This is a genomic window from Pseudoalteromonas sp. TB41 (assembly GCF_000497975.1).
Taxonomy (GTDB): Bacteria; Pseudomonadota; Gammaproteobacteria; order Enterobacterales; family Alteromonadaceae; genus Pseudoalteromonas; species Pseudoalteromonas tetraodonis.
Genome location: NZ_AUTH01000014.1, coordinates 25,663 through 43,460 on the forward strand (window position 1 = coordinate 25,663; position 17,798 = coordinate 43,460).

Genomic DNA, 17,798 nt, shown 5'->3' on the forward strand with positions numbered 1-17,798 from the left:
TAAATAAAGGAAAAAGCCTACAAGCGCATAAAAAAGATAATAAATTACAGGCACAAAAAAAGGAGCCATGGGCTCCTTTTCATTACTTATACAAAAACTTAAGCTGCCGCTAGGCCTTCTTTTGCTTTTGCTACAAGCGCTGCGAATGCAACTTGGTCGTAAACAGCGATATCTGCAAGGATCTTACGATCGATTTCTACAGATGTCTTTTTAAGACCATTGATAAAACGGCTGTAAGACAGACCATTTTGACGTGAAGCAGCATTGATACGTGCAATCCATAGTTGACGGAAAGTACGTTTCTTAGCACGGCGGTCACGGTAAGCGTATTGACCCGCTTTAGTAACAGCCTGGAAAGCTACGCGGTAAACACGTGAACGTGCTCCGTAGTAACCTTTCGCTTGTTTTAAAACTTTTTTGTGACGTGCACGTGCGACAACGCCGCGTTTAACTCTTGCCATTTCTAAAAACCCCTATTAAGCGAATGGTAACATACGTGAAACTAGACCATGGTCATTTTTATGAACCATCATCTTAGGACGTAGGTGTAACTTACGCTTAGAAGTTTTCTTAGTCAGAATGTGACGAAGATGCGCTTGTTTACGCTTGAAACCGCCAGAAGCAGTCTTTTTGAAACGCTTAGCTGCGCCTCTGTGACTTTTTAGCTTGTAAGCCATTGCAATAACTCCAATTGTATTGCTTTAAATTTAGTAAGAAGGCGTGAGATATATTGCTATAGCTCCACTTTAAAGGCCTAACTTACTGCTATGTTCCGGTGAAAACCCGATATAAATACCGCAGTTTTACTTTAAAACCGGTTAACTCAGGTGGACATTTTCAAATCACTTGCAAACCTGAGCTAAATTCGGTGCGTATTATCGCCTAATTATTACTTTTTAGCAACCGGTGCCATCATCATAACCATTTGACGACCTTCAACACGATTTGGGAAAGACTCAACAACTGCTAACTCTTCTAAATCGGTTTTAATACGGTTTAATAATTCGATACCAATTTCTTGGTGAGCCATTTCACGACCACGGAAGCGGATAGTTATCTTAGCTTTATCGCCAGCTTCTAAGAACTTACGTAAGTTGCGCAGCTTAACCTGATAATCGCCTTCATCCGTTCCCGGACGGAATTTGATTTCTTTAATCTGGATTTGCTTTTGCTTCTTCTTCTGCTCTTTTAGTTCTTTGCTTTTTTCAAAGATGAACTTACCGTAGTCCATAACCTTACAAACAGGCGGCTCAGCGTTTGGACTGATCTCTACAAGATCAACACCCGCTGCATCAGCCATAGCTTGCGCGTCTTTTAATGACTGAATTCCAGCTTGTTCGCCGTCGATGTCGATTAAACGAACTTCTAGCGCTGTAATTTCTTCGTTAATACGATTTTTTTGAGCTGTTTGTTGCCCTTTCTTGCCGCCTCTAATGGTACGTTCCTCCAAGAATATCAATAATATAAGCGTGTAGTTGGCCGTTTGTGATTGCCCTACACGCTCGATTTTTACTGTCGATTTTTGATTTCTTCACTGATTTTAGCGATAAAATCATCGACATTAAATTTGCCTAGGTCTTCACCTGTGCGAGTTCGTACTGCTACTTCTTGTTGTTCAACTTCTTTATCGCCAACAACCAGTAAGTAAGGAATACGCTTAAGTGTATGTTCTCGGATTTTAAAGCCAATCTTCTCATTTCTCAAGTCAGCAGCGGCTCTAATTCCAAGTTTATTTAATTTTTGTACAATTTCCTGCACATAAGGTGCTTGTTTATCGGTGATATTCATAATCACCACTTGCTTAGGCGCAAGCCACGTTGGGAATAAACCAGCGTACTCTTCTGTTAAGATACCGATAAAGCGCTCAATAGACCCTAAAATAGCGCGGTGTATCATAACAGGTGTGCGACGTTCGTTATTTTCAGCTACATAAGTAGCGCCCAAACGACCCGGTAATGCAAAATCTAGTTGCACTGTACCACACTGCCACGCTCTGTCTAAGCAATCGTACAAAGTAAATTCAATTTTAGGGCCATAAAACGCCCCTTCACCTGGTAAATAATCAAATTCAATGTCATTTGCTTTAAGTGCGTCAGCAAGTGCAAGCTCTGCTTTGTCCCACATTTCATCTTCGCCAATACGTTGCTCTGGGCGAGTTGAAAGTTTAACAACAATTTTTTCGAAACCAAATGTTTCATAGGTATCGTAAACCATTTTAATACAGGCCGATACTTCATCCATGATTTGCTCTTCTGTACAAAATACATGCGCATCATCTTGGGTAAAGCCGCGTACACGCATTAAGCCATGAAGCGCGCCTGATGGTTCATTACGGTGACAACAACCAAACTCTGCCATACGCAGTGGTAAGTCACGGTACGATTTTAAACCTTGGTTGAAAATTTGTACGTGGCCTGGGCAATTCATTGGCTTGATTGCGTATTCACGCTTTTCAGATTCCGTGGTAAACATGGCTTCTGAATACTTTTCCCAATGCCCTGATTTTTCCCACAGAGAGCGATCCATCATCATTGGACCTTTCACTTCTTCGTATTGGTACTCACGTAATTTTTCACGCACAAAGTCTTCTAGCTCGCGGTAAATGCTCCAACCATCGTTGTGCCAAAATACCATACCTGGCGCTTCTTCTTGCCAGTGCCATAAATCGAGTGCTTTACCGATACGACGGTGATCGCGCTTCTCAGCCTCTTCTAAACGCTTTAAATACGCTTTAAGTTGCTTTTTATCGCCCCATGCTGTGCCGTAAATACGCTGTAGCATTTTGTTTTCAGAATCACCGCGCCAGTATGCGCCGGCCACTTTCATAATTTTGAAGTTTTGACAAAACTTCATGTTTGGCACATGAGGACCACGACACATATCGATGTATTCTTCGTGATGATATAAACCTGGACGGTCATCTTGTGCGATATTTTCGTCTAGTATTTCAATTTTGTATGTTTCGCCCCGCGCTGCAAAAGTGTCGCGCGCTTCTTGCCAGCTAACGGTTTTTTTCACTACGTCGTAGTTTGTTTTTGCAAGCTGTAGCATACGTTTTTCAATGGCATCAAGATCATCTTGAGATAACGAATGTTCCATATCAATATCGTAGTAAAAACCGTTATCAATTGTTGGACCAATCGCCATTTTTGCATCAGGAAAAAGTTGTTTAACAGCATGACCAATTAAGTGCGCACACGAGTGGCGAATAATCTCTAGGCCATCGTCGTCTTTTGCGGTAATGATCTCAAGACGAGAATCGTCACTAATTAAATCACACGCATCTACGCGTTCGCCATTAACACGACCCGCAATGGTGGCTTTAGCAAGACCAGGGCCTATATCGTTTGCTACATCAAGAGTGCTTACAGGGTTTTCAAAACTACGCTGACTACCGTCAGGAAGAGTAATAACTGGCATTATAAATCCTTACATACAGTGGTGACACCTACAATGTATCACGTGTATTTTTAATTAATTAAATGAGAATGACTCGACAACGCTTTTACGAATAAGCATTGACTATTTTTCGCCAAAAATGGCTAATGTAGATGCTGAGTCTGCTCAACTACAAGAGAGTTATTGTCGCGTGCTGCAGCATTAATTACAAGTTTTAAGCTATTAAAAACCACCCTATTTTACCATAAAAGTGCAATTAATAACGTTTAATAAGAGTCTGTTGGCTTTCTGTATTAGGATTTGTTCAATCTAGGGGCGATTTAGTTAAAGCCCGGGAGCTATCACCTGGCGCTAAGTAAAAAATTGAGCAACGCTCAAACCTATTTAAAGTAAACAAACCATAGCGCTGTCTTAGCTAAAAAAAGGAGGGCTGCACATTTAGCCGCAAAGATAAACAGACCTTGTTACATCAAAATGATGAATGGACGTTAAGCGCTAACAAAAACACCACTGTAAGTGCTTAAACTCGCATTTTAATGCGTGTTGCGTATAATAACGGGTAATTAAGTTATAGTAGAGATTAGCAATGAGAACATGTGGTGTAGAAATTACCGGTAGTGATGTACTACTTTGTATTTTAAGTAAAGATAATGACGTTTTTGATATTCGTGATGTGCGCCAAACACGCTTTACCTTAGGTAACGGTAACGACACTGAAGTAATGCGTAAGTTTCAGTTTGATTTTGCCAAGTTAATGCAAGATTACCAAATTGATTCGGTTGCCATTCGCGAACGCCAACCTAAAGGTAAGTTTGCTGGCAGCGCTAAAGGATTCAAAATGGAAACCGCTATTCAGTTAATCGATAATCTCGATGTACGCGTGTTTTCAACCACCGAAATAAAAGAACAAGTAAAACGTAATCCGATACCTATCGCGTTTGAAGACACCGGTCTTAAAAAGTATCAAGAAAATGCATTTGTTAATGCTTACGTTTACATTATGAAAAAAACGTATCGCAGCGACGAAATGTAAATTAATTACATCCTTATCAAAACGCGTATTCGCTAGAGAGTACGCGTTTTTTTGTCTTTAAATTCTACATAGAAACAGTAATACCAATTCGCTTAACTAAGTGATCTAATTTGAGGGAGGAAAATCGTGTCGATATCAAAGCAAAAATTTCGTTAGTTAGTTGTTCTCAATGAGAAATTTTTAACACAGCTAGCGTCTGATTTGCCCCCTCAAAATGATTTAGTATTATTGCCGATTGGTATAATACATTAGTCTAACCCTCTTCCTTTTGTCGACAATTCGTGTTTATTTAAACAGCAGGCCTCTCAAAAATAAAAACATGGAGTATGTCATGAAAGCGACACAAAAAGTGATAAAAGAAGTAGAGCAAATAAACACTATACCGCTATCAAGCAGCTATTTTAAAGGAATTCAGAGCACACCATTAGTAGAACAAACCATAGGCGATTACTTTGACGCCATTGTCGACAATAACCCAGACGCTCTGGCCGTAGTCGTTGCCCATCAAAATATACGTTTAAGCTATAAGCAATTTCAACAGCAGATTAATCAACTTGCTATGGGGTTCCTGGCTTTAGGGGTAAAACCTGGTGAACGGGTCGGTATTTGGTCACCGAACAATATACAGTGGTGCTTAACACAATTTGCCACCGCTAAAATAGGTGCCATTATGGTATGCATTAACCCAGCTTACCGCCCTAGTGAACTGCAATATGCACTAAACAGTGTGGAATGCTCTACGCTTATAACCGCCACTGAATTTAAAGGCAGCCACTATATTAATATGCTGAAAAGTTTAGCTCCTGAGCTTAGCGGTTGTAACAAAGGTGAGTTAACCGCAGTCAAATTACCCACTTTAAAAAATGTAATTTGTATTGGTGATGAACCCGTCGATGGGATGTTTTCCTTTAATGAGGTTATGAGCATGCCCACCGATGCACATAAATTAGAACTGCAAGTGGTGGCCAAAACCCTCGATTGCAATCAAGATATCAATATTCAATTTACCTCTGGCACCACCGGAAACCCTAAAGGGGCTACGTTGACGCATAAAAATATATTGAATAATGCGCTTTTAGTCGCACAAGCTATGCACTTTACTGAGCGCGATAAGCTCTGTATTCCTGTTCCGCTATATCACTGCTTTGGCATGGTATTAGGCAGTTTATTGTGTGTCAGTAAAGGGGCCGCTGCAATTTATCCAAGTGATTCTTTTGATCCAAAAACTACATTAGAGGTGGTACAACAAGAAAAATGCACCGGCCTTCATGGTGTACCCACTATGTTTATAAGCGAGTTAGAGCTTAATAACTTTAACGAGTATGACTTAAGTACACTGCGAACAGGTGTTATGGCAGGCTCAACTTGTCCTGAACAGGTGATGCGTAAAGTACAAACACTCATGAATATGAATCAGGTGGTAATTGCCTATGGGCAAACAGAATGCAGCCCAATTAATAACATTACCGAAACCGACTCTTCTATTGAGCGTCAAGTCACTACGGTTGGCCGAGCACTTGCACACACCGAAGTAAAAATTATTGATGAGGTTGGTGACATTCAAAAAATCGGGCAGCCTGGTGAAGTATGTAGCCGTGGTGCGGGCATTATGCGTTGCTACTGGAATGATGAAGAGAAAACCAAAGCAACCATTGACAGTGAAGGCTGGCTGCACTCGGGCGATTTAGGGGTAATGGACAGTGAGGGCTTTGTCAGCATTGTTGGCAGAATTAAAGACATGATTATTCGTGGTGGTGAAAACATTTATCCGCGTGAAATTGAAGAAGTGCTTTACACCTATCCGGGTATACAAGACGCCGCTATTTTTGGCATTAGTGATGAAAAATTTGGCGAAGAAGTCTGTGCTTGGATCCAACCTAAAGAAGGTGAAGTACTAGATGAGCATGCAATTCGATTATTTTTAAAGGACAAACTCGCCTACTTTAAACAACCTAAATACATTCGCTTTGTTGAGAATTACCCGATGACGGTAACCGGCAAATTGCAAAAATTTAAAATGCGTGAACAAATGCAAGAAGAGCTCGCCGAATCTGCATTTTCGTAAACCGATTCAATGCGAAGCACTATCAGCTTAGTGCTTTGCATTGTCTTACTCAATTTCAGGTTGTTTAGGGTCAACAAAATCGGTAATACTGATATTTCGTCCTGCATTTTTAGCTTTATAAACCCCTACATCAGCTGTTGCTAACAATGATTTTATTGAAGGCCTATATGTCGTGTATTGATCAATTGCAATACCGGCAGAGACAGTAATACGGTTAAAAGGTGAATATTGGTGTGCAATGGGGTCGTCTGCGAAGCACTTAGGTAAGTCACTTAACCAATCTAGCTCATTCGCTTGCAATGTTTTTACCAATATGAATTCTTCACCACCAAAACGCACCACAATATCAGCGTCACAATGCTTTAATCGGTTTGCTACTGCTATTAGTACGTTATCTCCCTCTAAGTGGCCGTAGTTATCGTTATATTTTTTAAAATAGTCGATATCAATCATGGCTAACCCTAAATATTGTGATGGCGCTAACTTGTTAATTAATGCTTTACAGCGCCGATCAAAACTATGCCGATTATGCATACCTGTTAACTGATCGGTGTTAGCTTTTTCCGTTTCAAATAACTCCGCTTTATATTGCTTTCTTAATAAGGTATCTAGTTGATATTGCACAATAGCCAATACAATCACCATGCTAAAATAAAAATAAAGTGTCCATACAATCGAAGTAGAAGAAAAAAGCTCAATAAATATCAAGGCAATGCCGATTATTGACCATAAAACCAGTTTATGTCCTAAGTGCAGCATCGGTATGGCTATAAATGCAGCCGCTACAAGCATAGGCCCTCCCTCTTTCAACTCACCGTAACGCTGAACATATACCCAGAAGAAATAACTAAATAAAAAACAAAATAAAACCGCATAAATAAAAAAGCGCGAATGTAAGTACTCTGAACTTAGTGTTTTATTTATAATAATCAGAACTATCGATAGCAATACCATAACTACACGTAAAATTGTTATGGTTGAATTAGCAGGCTCTTGTTGATTAAACCAAGCCATAAAAATAAAAGACAATAAAAAAAGTGTTACAAGGTAGAGTGATGCATCAGCAAGGCGCATTGAGCTTTTATTAAGTTGATTTTGGAAGTCGTGCTCTGTCGCACTTGAAAAATAAAAAATTGCGGGAATAAGTCGCACCTGCACTCTCCTTAATAAGCTCACTGATCCTTATCCACACTATAGTTTATTGTTATTAATTAGCGAGTTAAATTTACCTTATTAAATAATATTATATATTATTTTTGCTATATCCTGAACAATTCTTATTCAGGATATAACGAATAAAAGTAGAGAGTTAATTAAATAGCAGAGGCGCTACTATACAACGCCTTGTTCAATCATTGCATCGGCTACACGTCTAAAACCGGCGATGTTAGCGCCTAATAATAGATTACCGGGCTGATCAAATTCTTTTGCGGTATCGCTTGCTGTTGTGAAAATATCTTTCATTATTTGCTTGAGCTTTTCATCAACTTCTTCAAACGTCCAGCTTTGCATACTGGCATTTTGCGCCATTTCTAGTTGGCTGGTTGCCACGCCACCGGCATTAGCCGCTTTACCCGGGCCATAAGCTATTTTTGCTTCAATGAAGCAATCAATCGCTTCTTTGGTTGAGGGCATATTGGCACCTTCACATACTAATTTACAGCCATTATCAAGTAGCGCTTTTGCATCAGCTTGAGTTAACTCGTTTTGCGTGGCACAAGGAAACGCAGCATCCGCACTGTAGCGCCATACCGTATGACCATCTTGAGGATATTCGTCACGCGGTGTGTAATTAGCTTGAGGGTGAGTGTCTAAGTAGTCACTTAAACACCCTCTTGATTGCTCTTTGAGCTGTTTTATCAGCTTTAAATCAATACCATTCTCATCGTATAAAGTGCCTTTAGAGTCACTACAGGTAATTGGCGTTGCATTAAGTTGATATAACTTTTCCATGGCATAGATAGCCACATTACCAGAGCCTGAAATTAAACAGCGCTTACCCGATAAGCTATCGTTACGGTCTTCAAGCATATTATTAGCAAAATAGGCAGCGCCATAGCCAGTGGCCTCTTTACGGGCAAGCGATCCACCCCAAAGTAAACTCTTACCCGTTAGCACCCCTTCATAACGCCCTGTTAAGCGTTTGTATTGACCAAACATATAGCCAATCTCTCTGGCACCTACGCCAATATCGCCGGCAGGTACATCGGTAGTCGGGCCAATATGGCGGTATAGCTCGTTCATAAAGGATTGGCAAAAACGCATAATTTCGCCATCAGAGCGTCCTTTAGGATCAAAGTTCGCACCGCCTTTTCCCCCACCAATAGGCAAACCTGTTAGTGCATTTTTAAAAATTTGTTCAAAGCCTAAAAACTTTATAATGCTGGCATTTACACTCGGGTGAAAACGTAAGCCGCCTTTGTAAGGCCCTAACGCCGAATTAAATTCAATACGGTAGCCTTTATTCACTTGAATATTGCCCTCATCGTCAACCCAAGGCACACGAAACATTAGTTGGCGCTCTGGCTCTACCATTCTTTGAATAATTGCTTGTTGTTGGTAATGACTTGTTTGCGCAAATACAGGTTCAAGTGAGTCAAGCACTTCTTCCACTGCTTGATAAAACTCACATTGCGCAGGGCTCGTTTGTTTTAACTGCGCAATGGTTGTGTGTATATAATTCATATTTATTCTTCCATGTAGGTATTTTTTAATTCGAAATAGGAGAAATGATCAATGCTATTGTTAGTGAAGAAATTAATTATCCGATCATTATTTTCACACTTTAACATCATAGATAAACTGGATGCACGTGTTTGATGTTGAATTAAATTGTTGTTTCTTTTATATAAAAACTCATTAAAAAAGAATTTATATGCTAAAAACACCCATTTGAATGAATAACACGTTAAAAGTATTAAAAAAATAGTAAAACAAAATACGACTCTACATTTTTACGAGAGCGACAAAATAAACTGCTTTATGAGACTGAAGTTGTAGAAGGATAGACTGATAATTGAGTAAATGTGGAGAGGTCAAAATGGAGGTTGTATTCAACCTCCATAAAATGCATTAAGCTTTTTCGCCATCTGGGCGAAAAGTACGCTGTACACCAGTTAAAAATAAACGCAATATTTGATCGTTACACACACGGTAATGCTTGTTTTCAACTTTACGTGAAAATGCGCTTAGCTCATGTTTACTTAAATCAAAATCAACCAACGCCAAGGTCGCGATCACGTCTTCTGCTTTCATATTTAAAGCAATACGTAGCTTCATAAAAATAATATTGTTGTTCAATTTACTTTCAGGCTCTGGCTGCTCACCTTCACGCTTGCCGCGCTTGGTATTTATAAAACCATTTAAAAATACCGCAAATTCAGTGTCACTTATTGGGGTATACCCAGGCTCGCCCTCTTTAGTTAACCATGCAATCACCTGCTCAGTGCTTACGCTCTGCGCTGCTGCGGCGAAAACATCAACCATAGCTGAATCAGTTAAATCAAAGGTGTAGCGAATACGGCGTAAAATATCGTTATTTGTCAAAGTAAATCCCAAGGTAAATAAGCGCTCAGCAAACAAAAGCTGTTTAGTAGCGGCGCAGTTTATCAGAGTTACACTAAGCACCCTATTAAATACTGTGTTTAATTACCCAATACCTTTGCCGGATCTACGCGTGTTGCTTGCCATGCTGGATATAGCGTCGCCAATATCGCAAGCACAAAGGTGGCTATAACGGTCAACACAATATCTTGCCAAACTAATTTACTGGGCAAAAATTCGATAAAGTACACACCTTCTAGCGGGTTTTCACCCAGTAATAAGCTCAGCCAGGTAAATAGCTCACTAATATTAATTGCTAAAATCACGCCAACAATTGAGCCTAAAAGTACACCCACAAATGCTTGGGTTAAGCCTTGCATGACAAAAGTAGCCAATATGGTACTGTCTTTGGCACCCATGGTTTTTAAAATAGCAATATTGCCTTCTTTTTCACGCACTTCCATTACCAGTGAAGACACAATATTGAAACTCGCCACCGCGATAATTAAAAACACCACAATATAAACAATCGTGCGCACCATTTGAATATCTTGATACAAGCTACCTTGCGTTCTGAGCCAACTCGAAATATACACATAATCGGTAATGGTCTGGCCAACACGAAGCGCTATTTGATGCGCCGAAAACACATCATCAACACGCAAGCGTAACCCTGTTACTTGGCTTTGATCATAGCCTAAGGTTTGTTGTGCTTTGTTAAGATGAATAAAAGCAGCGCTGCTGTCGATTGGTCCGCCCATTTCTATAATGCCCGCAAGCGTGAGGGTAACGCGTTTTGGGGCGAGTAATGACTGGCCTTTTTCACTAATTTGCGGGATTAACAAGGTCACATTATCACCTAATGCGATATTAAGTTGCTTAACAATTTGCTTGCCTAAAATAACATCATCACCTGTTAACTGGCTGACTAATTTACCTTGTGTAAATTGGTTAATGGCTGACACATCACCTTCCAACGAAGGCTCAACACCTCGGATCTCAACCGCTTTTAATTGGCTTTTAAATTGCGCCATACCATTAACGGCAATAAATGGGGCTGCGCCTGTTACGTGTGGTTGCTGTTTTAACTTTTCGACTTTAGTGGGCCAATCGGCAATTGGCCTACTTGGGGCAACATATTCAACTTGCGGCACTACACTTAATAAACGATGCACTAATTGCTGCTCAAACCCATTAATCACCGATAACGCCACAATTAACACGGCAACACCAAGTAAAATACCAATAGTGGATGCTTTGGCTATAAAACTTACGAAGGCATTTTTTTCATCTTTATGGCCTGAATAGGCTCTAAAGCGTTTACTAATAAAGGCACTAAGCAACATGGCTAGACTCTTTTATTGATAGTTTACCATCATCTAAGTACGCTATTTTACCCAGCTTATCTGCCAGTTCTAAATCATGAGTCACTACCACAAAGCTGGTGTTTAAACTTTTATTTAACTCATTAATTAAATCGTAAATTTTAATCGCATTTTGCTTATCTAAATTACCCGTTGGCTCATCAGCAAGCACCAGCGCAGGCTCTGTCACTAAAGCGCGTGCAATGGCAACACGCTGACGTTCACCACCAGAAAGAGCCGAAGGCTTATGGCTACTTCTATGTGCAAGGCCTACCTTATCTAGCATGTTAAGTGCTTTCTTTTTGGCTTCTTTCGCGCTCAACCCTTTTATGAGTAATGGCATGGCAACGTTTTCAACCGCACTAAATTCCATTAATAAATGGTGGAACTGATAAATAAACCCTAAGTTTTTATTTCTGAAAGCCGCTTGCTGCGAGCGAGATAACTTAGCAACGTCTTGGTTTTTTATTTTTGCACTACCCGCACTGGCCGTGTCTAAGGTGCCTAAAATATGTAACAAGGTGCTTTTACCTGAACCTGAGCTGCCTACAATTGCCAGCATTTCACCTTGCGTTAGGGCTAAATCAACCCCTTTTAATACCTCAACCTGATTTTGCCCGTCTTGGTACACTTTACTTATTTTTTCACAACTAATTACTAAATCATTCATAACGTAATACCTCTGCTGGGTTTACTTTAGCGGCTTGGCGTGCTGGATATAAAGTCGCTAAAAAGCTCATTGCTAAGCTTAAAACGGCAATAACACTTAAACTAACCACATCAAATTTGACGGGGAGTGAAATTCCCGATAGTAAATTTAAACCAACCAAAGCCAGCAGTTCATTTATATATAAGCTTAATAAAAGACCTAAAAAAGCACCCACGGCCGTGCCAATTACTCCGTTATAGAGCCCTTGTACCATAAATACGGTTTGCACTTGGCTTGGTGTGAGTCCTAATGTTTGCAAAATTGCTACTTCGCTTTGTTTTTCACTGACCATCATGGTCAGTGCCGATACAATATTAAATACCGCCACCAGCACAATTAAGCCAAGGAGCATAGACATGATGCGTTTTTCCATCGCAACGGCGGCAAATAAAGTGCCTTGACTGCTTCTCCAGTCGGTGAGTTTAAAGTCATTGAGTATGTGTTGGCTGTCTTGCATAAATTGGTCAAGTGCAAACGGCTCATGCAGTGACACGCTTAAATTAGGTACCGTATTGTTGCTAAGTTTTAAAACCCGTTGTAGTGATACGCCACTGGTAAATGCCAGTCCCATGTCTATTTCGGAGCCAGTTTCATAGATAGCAGCAATTTTAAATAAACGTTGGCTTGGCATGCGCCCAAGTGGGGTGTACGTAGATGCGTTAGGCATAATTACACGTAACTTATCACCTAAGCCAACGCCAAGTTTGCGGCTTAAATAACGACTTATTGCAATATTATAATTATTATTTAGTACGCTTTGCCAATTGCCTTGCACTATTTTGTCGGTGATTTTATACAGCGAGCCGTTATTGTCGTAAAGCCCTTGTAATAACACCCCGTGAAGATCTTTATTGGTTTGCAATATGGCTTCACCGTGGCGGTACAAACTAACATGATCAACATACGGTGATTGCTCAAGCGCAGATTTTAACGAATTCATTTGCGCTTTGGAGTGATCTTTGGCTTGCACTTCAACGTGTGGAATAAGCCCCAACATATTTGATTTTAAACTACTCTCAAAGCCGTTCATTACACTGCTGACCGTAAAAAGCGCCATTAAACCAATCGCTATACCTGCAATAGAAAAAAACGAAATGAACGAAATAAACGCATTGCCTTTAGAGGAGCGGCTATATCTGAGTCCGATAAATAGGCTAACAGGTTGAAACATATTAATTAAAACATTAATGCCAAAAGTGTGGCGTTATAGTAGCACGAACTCAGCGCAATTGAATAACACCATAAATGTAAGAAATAATTTATAAATCTGATACTTGGCTATATTTTAAACAAGCCAGTAAACCCTGCTAAACTTTCAGCCCTGTTACTAAGTAATCAAGTAATACCCGCACATTAGTAGCCACAAATTGCCGTGGCGGATATAGACCCCACACGCCCTCTTGTTGTGGTTGGTATGCAGTTAATATAGGCACTAACTGACCGGATTTAATTTCATTTTCAATATAGTAATCTGGCAACTGAACAATACCCAAACCTTTTTTAGCGCCGTCAACCAGTGCCCAGCCGCTATTACAATGCAATCGCCCTGCTACCTTAATATGTTTATCACGATTATTTTCATTTACTCGCCAATAACTACTATTGCCAATTAAACATTGATGATTATTAAGCTCCCCCAAAGTGTGAGGCTCACCAAAACGCGCTAAATATGCAGGTGAAGCACACATAATAAATCGTCGCGAGCTCAAGCGCCGCGCTTTTAAGCTTGAATCTTTTAAATGGCCTAGTCGAATGGCTAAATCAAAGCCCCCCTCTAATAAGTTTTCTTGCTCGTTAGAGAGCGTTGCGATTACTTCTACCTCTGGGTGATCATGCATAAATGAATGCACAATGGGCATAATAAAACTTTCACCATACATAACCGGTGCTGTTAATTTAATTTTACCTTTAGGTGAGGTTTGTACCGATGCTAAGCCTTGAGTGGCCTCGTCCATTGCGTGCTGTAAATGTTTAACTTGGTGTAAAAACTGCTCGCCCTCTTTGGTTAACACAACCTTTCGAGTGGTACGTGTTAATAATTGCGTATTTAACCGTTGTTCTAGCTTTGTAACATGGCGGCTAATATGAGCAACCGATAAACCTAACGTCTGTGCAGCTTGGGTAAAACTTCCCTCTTCGCCAACAGCAATAAACTCATCAATACCTTCCCAACGCATAATTATTACCATACTGTAAAAGTGTTTTATTAAATTGAAGATTATCATTGTCTGAGAAACAAATACAATAACCTCATCACCCAAACAGTATGGGTCTACAATTCATATTCAAACCACTACAAAGGATATACACATGTCTGAATTTATAAAATCAAAAGCAGCGATTGCCTGGGGCCCTAATCAGCCTTTAAGCGTTGAAGAAGTTGATGTGATGATGCCTAAAAAAGGCGAAGTAATGGTAAAAATCACTGCCACTGGTGTATGCCATACAGACGCTTTTACTTTATCAGGTGAAGATCCTGAAGGTATTTTCCCCGCTATTTTAGGTCATGAAGGCGCTGGGGTGGTTTACGCTGTGGGCGAAGGCGTTACGAGTGTAGAAGTTGGCGATCACGTTATTCCTTTATACACCGCAGAATGTGGTGAATGTAAAATGTGTACTTCAGGTAAAACAAACTTGTGTTCAGCAGTTCGCGAAACGCAAGGTAAAGGCTTAATGCCAGATGGCACCACTCGCTTTTTCAAAGATGGCGAGCCTATTTACCACTATATGGGTACATCTACATTTTCTGAATACACAGTATTGCCAGAAATCTCATTGGCTAAAGTAAACAAAGAAGCGTCGTTAGAAGAAATTTGTTTATTAGGCTGTGGTGTTACTACCGGTATGGGCGCTGTAACAAATACGGCTAAAGTAAAAGCGGGCGATACCGTGGCTATTTTTGGTTTAGGCGGTATTGGTTTATCTGCCATTATTGGCGCTAAAATGGCTGGTGCTAGCCGTATTATTGGTATTGATATTAATACCTCTAAATTTGACTTGGCGACCAAACTAGGTGCTACCGACTTAATTAATCCAAAAGACTTTGACAAGCCAATTCAAGAAGTCATTGTTGAGATGACCGATGGCGGTGTTGATTACTCATTTGAATGTATTGGTAATGTTGATGTGATGCGCTCTGCGCTTGAGTGTTGTCATAAGGGTTGGGGAGAGTCGGTGATTATTGGTGTAGCCGGTGCTGGCCAAGAAATTTCAACTCGTCCGTTCCAACTTGTTACTGGCCGTGTATGGCGTGGTAGCGCATTTGGTGGTGTTAAAGGCCGCTCACAACTTCCTGAAATTGTAGAGCGTTACATGGCGGGTGAATTTGCGCTAAACGACTTTATCACTCATACCATGAGTCTAGAAGAAATTAACGATGCCTTTGATTTAATGCATGAAGGTAAAAGTATTCGTACTGTAATTCATTACTAATACGCTCATTTCACTTAATTACCATCACAAGCCGTTGCTATTAAGTAACGGCTTTTAAGGATTGTTATGTTAGAAAATATTTCAACAGCGAAAGTGGCTGGCGGATGGCATAAGCAATACAGCCATAGCGCTTCAAGCACTCGTTGCACTATGCGTTTTGCAGTTTTTTTACCGCCAGGCGCCAGTGAAACCAATAAGGTGCCGGTACTGTACTGGTTATCAGGTTTAACCTGTACCGATGAAAACTTTATGCAAAAAGCAGGCGCATTTAAAAAAGCAGCGGAGCTGGGTATCGCCATTGTAGCGCCAGATACGAGCCCACGTGGTGATAACGTGCCAAACGAAGACAGCTATGATTTTGCACAAGGTGCTGGGTTTTACCTTAATGCCACAAAAGCGCCCTACAACACCCATTTTAATATGTATGATTACGTTGTTAATGAGTTACCGGCACTAATTGAGCAACACTTTCCTGTTACAGATAAAAAAGCAATTAGTGGTCATTCAATGGGCGGGCACGGCGCATTGATGATTGCACTTAAAAACCCACAATCGTACACCAGCGCTTCGGCATTTAGTCCTATTGTTAATCCTATGGCGTGTCCGTGGGGTGTAAAAGCATTTACAGGCTACTTAGGCGACGACAAAACAACGTGGGCACACTACGATACTTGCGAATTAATGCAACAAGCCGAGCAAGCTAACTATTTACCTATGCTGGTAAGCCAAGGTGATGCTGATAACTTTTTAGAAGAGCAGCTTAAGCCGCAAAATTTGGTCGATATCGCTAATAAAAAAGCGTATCCGCTGCAGCTCGAAATGCACGCTGGCTACGATCATAGTTACTTTTTTATTAGTAGCTTTATAGACCAACACTTATTATTTCATCATCAGTTTTTATCGGCTTAGGTTCATTACTGTGTAGAGTAGATTTATCTACTTCTACACATTCTTTTAAGACTTTAGGGTCTGTTGACCTTTGCGGATTAAAATTTGTTCAAACTAGGGGCGGTTTAATCGCGGCGCGAGGTTTGTAACCTAGTGGGCTAAGTAAAAACCGAGTAACAAAGAGTAAATCGCCCCTAGGCAGAACCCTTCGGGCAGCGCCTGATTAGCATTTATTCTGCGTTATCGCCTATTTATGGGGAATAACCACACCACATAGGCTCTGCCTTGCCTAAATACCAAACAGACTGCTGTAAATTTAACCTTGAAAGGTCAACAGACCCTAGTAACCTGCCTACATTTTTTAATCACACCGTTATCTTCTTTTATAAATTCAATTATGGCTTTATCAGTTTCGTAACCAAGTTTGCTAAAACTAAAACTATCTTTATCCTTTACAAAACTATTAGTGCTATTGATGTTTAACTTGGATCTCGCCGTTTCATCCAAAAATATACCCATTACTGTGCAACCACTTAATACATTTGAAAAGATAATAATTAATAAAATGCGCATGTAAACTCTCGTTGCAAATAAGCCAAATTATATACGACTTAAAAAGGGAGTGTTGTAAAAATATGTAAGCCCCACAATTTTACATAATAGAGTTTGCTTGTGTGGTACGCAGCTGAAATTCATTGCTGGGTAAAAACGCACTTTATTGTGTAAATATTGCTAACGCCACTCATCCCCCTCGATAAAACAAAGGTAACACAATGATTTTATTTAAATTAATACCTTGGTTCAATTTTTGCTGCTTATTTAAAATTTATCCGTGGAAATAGCAATGGAAATTGATCTACAGTGGAGAGACATTATTGATAACTTGATTCATCTTGGCATGGCGTATTTACTTGCCCTGCCAATGGCATATGATAGAGAGCATAGCCATAATGGTGCAGGTCTAAGAACGTTTCCTTTAGTTGCCGTCGCATCATGTGGTTATGCACTGATTGCTATGTCAGTTTTGGAGGGCGCAGAGGCGCAATCTAAAATGTTACAAGGTATTATTACAGGTATTGGTTTTATTGGTGGCGGCGCTATTTTAAAAAATAACCAGTCTACATCTGGAACAGCAACAGCTGCGAGTATTTGGAATATGGGTTTAATTGGTATCGCTATTGCGTACAGCCGCTATGAAATAGCTATTTTGTTGGCAGTAATAAACTTCATAACGCTTAGGTATGTTAAAAAATTTAAATAATGAAAATTATAATTAATTGCTTAGCGCTGATGCGATCACCCTGTTAAATTCAATCTTCAAACTCGCCTTTTGATATAATATAACATATAATCAAGTTCATTTTT

At 40.0% G+C, this 17,798-nt stretch carries 17 protein-coding genes; 5 read left to right on the forward strand and 12 right to left on the reverse strand.

Annotation, left to right across the window (positions count from 1 at the left end; translation table 11 throughout):
- Positions 1–98: 98 nt before the first annotated feature.
- The 4 genes from rplT to thrS form a co-directional block, all read right to left on the reverse strand.
- A complete protein-coding gene (rplT, locus tag L641_RS0102600; protein ID WP_008110477.1) occupies positions 99–461 on the reverse strand; it encodes a 50S ribosomal protein L20 in 363 nt (120 codons plus the stop codon).
- A 15-nt stretch (positions 462–476) separates the two neighbouring features.
- Positions 477–677, reverse strand: a complete 201-nt coding sequence (gene rpmI, locus L641_RS0102605) for a 50S ribosomal protein L35 (protein ID WP_004587840.1) — start codon at positions 675–677, stop codon at positions 477–479.
- Between the two features lie 212 nt (positions 678–889).
- A complete protein-coding gene (gene infC, locus L641_RS0102610; RefSeq protein WP_008110479.1) occupies positions 890–1,450 on the reverse strand; it encodes a translation initiation factor IF-3 in 561 nt (186 codons plus the stop codon).
- A gap of 59 nt (positions 1,451–1,509) precedes the next feature.
- Positions 1,510–3,420 carry a threonine--tRNA ligase gene (gene thrS / locus L641_RS0102615; protein WP_024601037.1) on the reverse strand — a complete coding sequence of 637 codons (1,911 nt, stop codon included), beginning with the start codon at positions 3,418–3,420 and terminating at the stop codon, positions 1,510–1,512.
- Positions 3,421–3,985: 565 nt separating this feature from the next.
- Here thrS and L641_RS0102620 point away from each other — a divergent pair.
- Positions 3,986–4,432, forward strand: a complete 447-nt coding sequence (locus L641_RS0102620; RefSeq protein WP_008110482.1) for a DUF3010 family protein — start codon at positions 3,986–3,988, stop codon at positions 4,430–4,432.
- 331 nt (positions 4,433–4,763) lie between these two features.
- Complete coding sequence (locus tag L641_RS0102625) at positions 4,764–6,497, forward strand: AMP-binding protein (RefSeq protein WP_024601038.1); 1,734 nt, start codon at positions 4,764–4,766, stop codon at positions 6,495–6,497.
- A gap of 45 nt (positions 6,498–6,542) precedes the next feature.
- Here L641_RS0102625 and L641_RS0102630 read toward each other — a convergent pair whose 3' ends face one another.
- The 7 genes from L641_RS0102630 to L641_RS0102660 all read right to left on the reverse strand — a co-directional run bounded on the left by L641_RS0102630 (position 6,543) and on the right by L641_RS0102660 (position 14,293).
- A complete protein-coding gene (locus tag L641_RS0102630; protein WP_024601039.1) occupies positions 6,543–7,649 on the reverse strand; it encodes a diguanylate cyclase in 1,107 nt (368 codons plus the stop codon).
- Between the two features lie 180 nt (positions 7,650–7,829).
- Positions 7,830–9,182, reverse strand: a complete 1,353-nt coding sequence (gene gdhA / locus L641_RS0102635) for an NADP-specific glutamate dehydrogenase (protein ID WP_024601040.1) — start codon at positions 9,180–9,182, stop codon at positions 7,830–7,832.
- A gap of 387 nt (positions 9,183–9,569) precedes the next feature.
- Complete coding sequence (locus L641_RS0102640; RefSeq protein WP_024601041.1) at positions 9,570–10,043, reverse strand: DUF1456 family protein; 474 nt, start codon at positions 10,041–10,043, stop codon at positions 9,570–9,572.
- Positions 10,044–10,141: 98 nt separating this feature from the next.
- Positions 10,142–11,386, reverse strand: coding sequence for a lipoprotein-releasing ABC transporter permease subunit (locus tag L641_RS0102645; RefSeq protein ID WP_024601042.1), 1,245 nt, complete (start codon positions 11,384–11,386; stop codon positions 10,142–10,144).
- The gene (gene lolD / locus L641_RS0102650) at positions 11,376–12,074 is read right to left on the reverse strand and encodes a lipoprotein-releasing ABC transporter ATP-binding protein LolD (RefSeq protein WP_013464853.1); all 699 of its coding nucleotides are present in this window, start codon (positions 12,072–12,074) and stop codon (positions 11,376–11,378) included. Before lolD ends, L641_RS0102645 begins: the two co-directional genes overlap by 11 nt.
- Positions 12,067–13,284: a lipoprotein-releasing ABC transporter permease subunit gene (locus L641_RS0102655; protein WP_024601043.1), complete on the reverse strand. Its 1,218-nt coding sequence runs from the start codon at positions 13,282–13,284 to the stop codon at positions 12,067–12,069. Before L641_RS0102655 ends, lolD begins: the two co-directional genes overlap by 8 nt.
- 136 nt (positions 13,285–13,420) lie before the next feature.
- Positions 13,421–14,293: a LysR family transcriptional regulator gene (locus L641_RS0102660; RefSeq protein WP_024601044.1), complete on the reverse strand. Its 873-nt coding sequence runs from the start codon at positions 14,291–14,293 to the stop codon at positions 13,421–13,423.
- A gap of 130 nt (positions 14,294–14,423) precedes the next feature.
- On the opposite strand from L641_RS0102660, the gene L641_RS0102665 reads away from it, so the two are divergent.
- Positions 14,424–15,545 (forward strand): S-(hydroxymethyl)glutathione dehydrogenase/class III alcohol dehydrogenase, encoded by a 1,122-nt coding sequence (locus L641_RS0102665; protein WP_008110499.1) that lies wholly within the window; start codon positions 14,424–14,426, stop codon positions 15,543–15,545.
- 66 nt (positions 15,546–15,611) lie between these two features.
- Positions 15,612–16,454, forward strand: coding sequence for an S-formylglutathione hydrolase (fghA, locus tag L641_RS0102670; RefSeq protein ID WP_024601045.1), 843 nt, complete (start codon positions 15,612–15,614; stop codon positions 16,452–16,454).
- Positions 16,455–16,763: 309 nt separating this feature from the next.
- Here the strand turns inward: fghA and L641_RS0102675 are convergent, their stop codons facing one another.
- Positions 16,764–17,006: a hypothetical protein gene (locus tag L641_RS0102675; RefSeq protein ID WP_249362436.1), complete on the reverse strand. Its 243-nt coding sequence runs from the start codon at positions 17,004–17,006 to the stop codon at positions 16,764–16,766.
- A gap of 271 nt (positions 17,007–17,277) precedes the next feature.
- Here L641_RS0102675 and L641_RS0102680 point away from each other — a divergent pair, with 271 nt between their 5' ends.
- Positions 17,278–17,694 carry an MgtC/SapB family protein gene (locus tag L641_RS0102680; protein WP_013464847.1) on the forward strand — a complete coding sequence of 139 codons (417 nt, stop codon included), beginning with the start codon at positions 17,278–17,280 and terminating at the stop codon, positions 17,692–17,694.
- Positions 17,695–17,798: the final 104 nt, after the last annotated feature.

Bases quoted from the DNA above. Each gene is read 5' to 3' on its own strand.
- rplT (WP_008110477.1), bottom strand. From the start codon at position 461: ATGGCAAGAGTTAAACGCGGCGTTGTCGCACGTGCACGTCACAAAAAA.
- thrS (WP_024601037.1), bottom strand. From the start codon at position 3,420: ATGCCAGTTATTACTCTTCCTGACGGTAGTCAGCGTAGTTTTGAAAAC.
- fghA (WP_024601045.1), top strand. From the start codon at position 15,612: ATGTTAGAAAATATTTCAACAGCGAAAGTGGCTGGCGGATGGCATAAG.
- L641_RS0102680 (WP_013464847.1), top strand. From the start codon at position 17,278: ATGGAAATTGATCTACAGTGGAGAGACATTATTGATAACTTGATTCAT.
- L641_RS0102625 (WP_024601038.1), top strand. From the start codon at position 4,764: ATGAAAGCGACACAAAAAGTGATAAAAGAAGTAGAGCAAATAAACACT.
- L641_RS0102665 (WP_008110499.1), top strand. From the start codon at position 14,424: ATGTCTGAATTTATAAAATCAAAAGCAGCGATTGCCTGGGGCCCTAAT.
- L641_RS0102620 (WP_008110482.1), top strand. From the start codon at position 3,986: ATGAGAACATGTGGTGTAGAAATTACCGGTAGTGATGTACTACTTTGT.
- L641_RS0102675 (WP_249362436.1), bottom strand. From the start codon at position 17,006: ATGCGCATTTTATTAATTATTATCTTTTCAAATGTATTAAGTGGTTGC.
- L641_RS0102655 (WP_024601043.1), bottom strand. From the start codon at position 13,284: ATGTTTCAACCTGTTAGCCTATTTATCGGACTCAGATATAGCCGCTCC.
- rpmI (WP_004587840.1), bottom strand. From the start codon at position 677: ATGGCTTACAAGCTAAAAAGTCACAGAGGCGCAGCTAAGCGTTTCAAA.
- gdhA (WP_024601040.1), bottom strand. From the start codon at position 9,182: ATGAATTATATACACACAACCATTGCGCAGTTAAAACAAACGAGCCCT.
- lolD (WP_013464853.1), bottom strand. From the start codon at position 12,074: ATGAATGATTTAGTAATTAGTTGTGAAAAAATAAGTAAAGTGTACCAA.
- L641_RS0102645 (WP_024601042.1), bottom strand. From the start codon at position 11,386: ATGTTGCTTAGTGCCTTTATTAGTAAACGCTTTAGAGCCTATTCAGGC.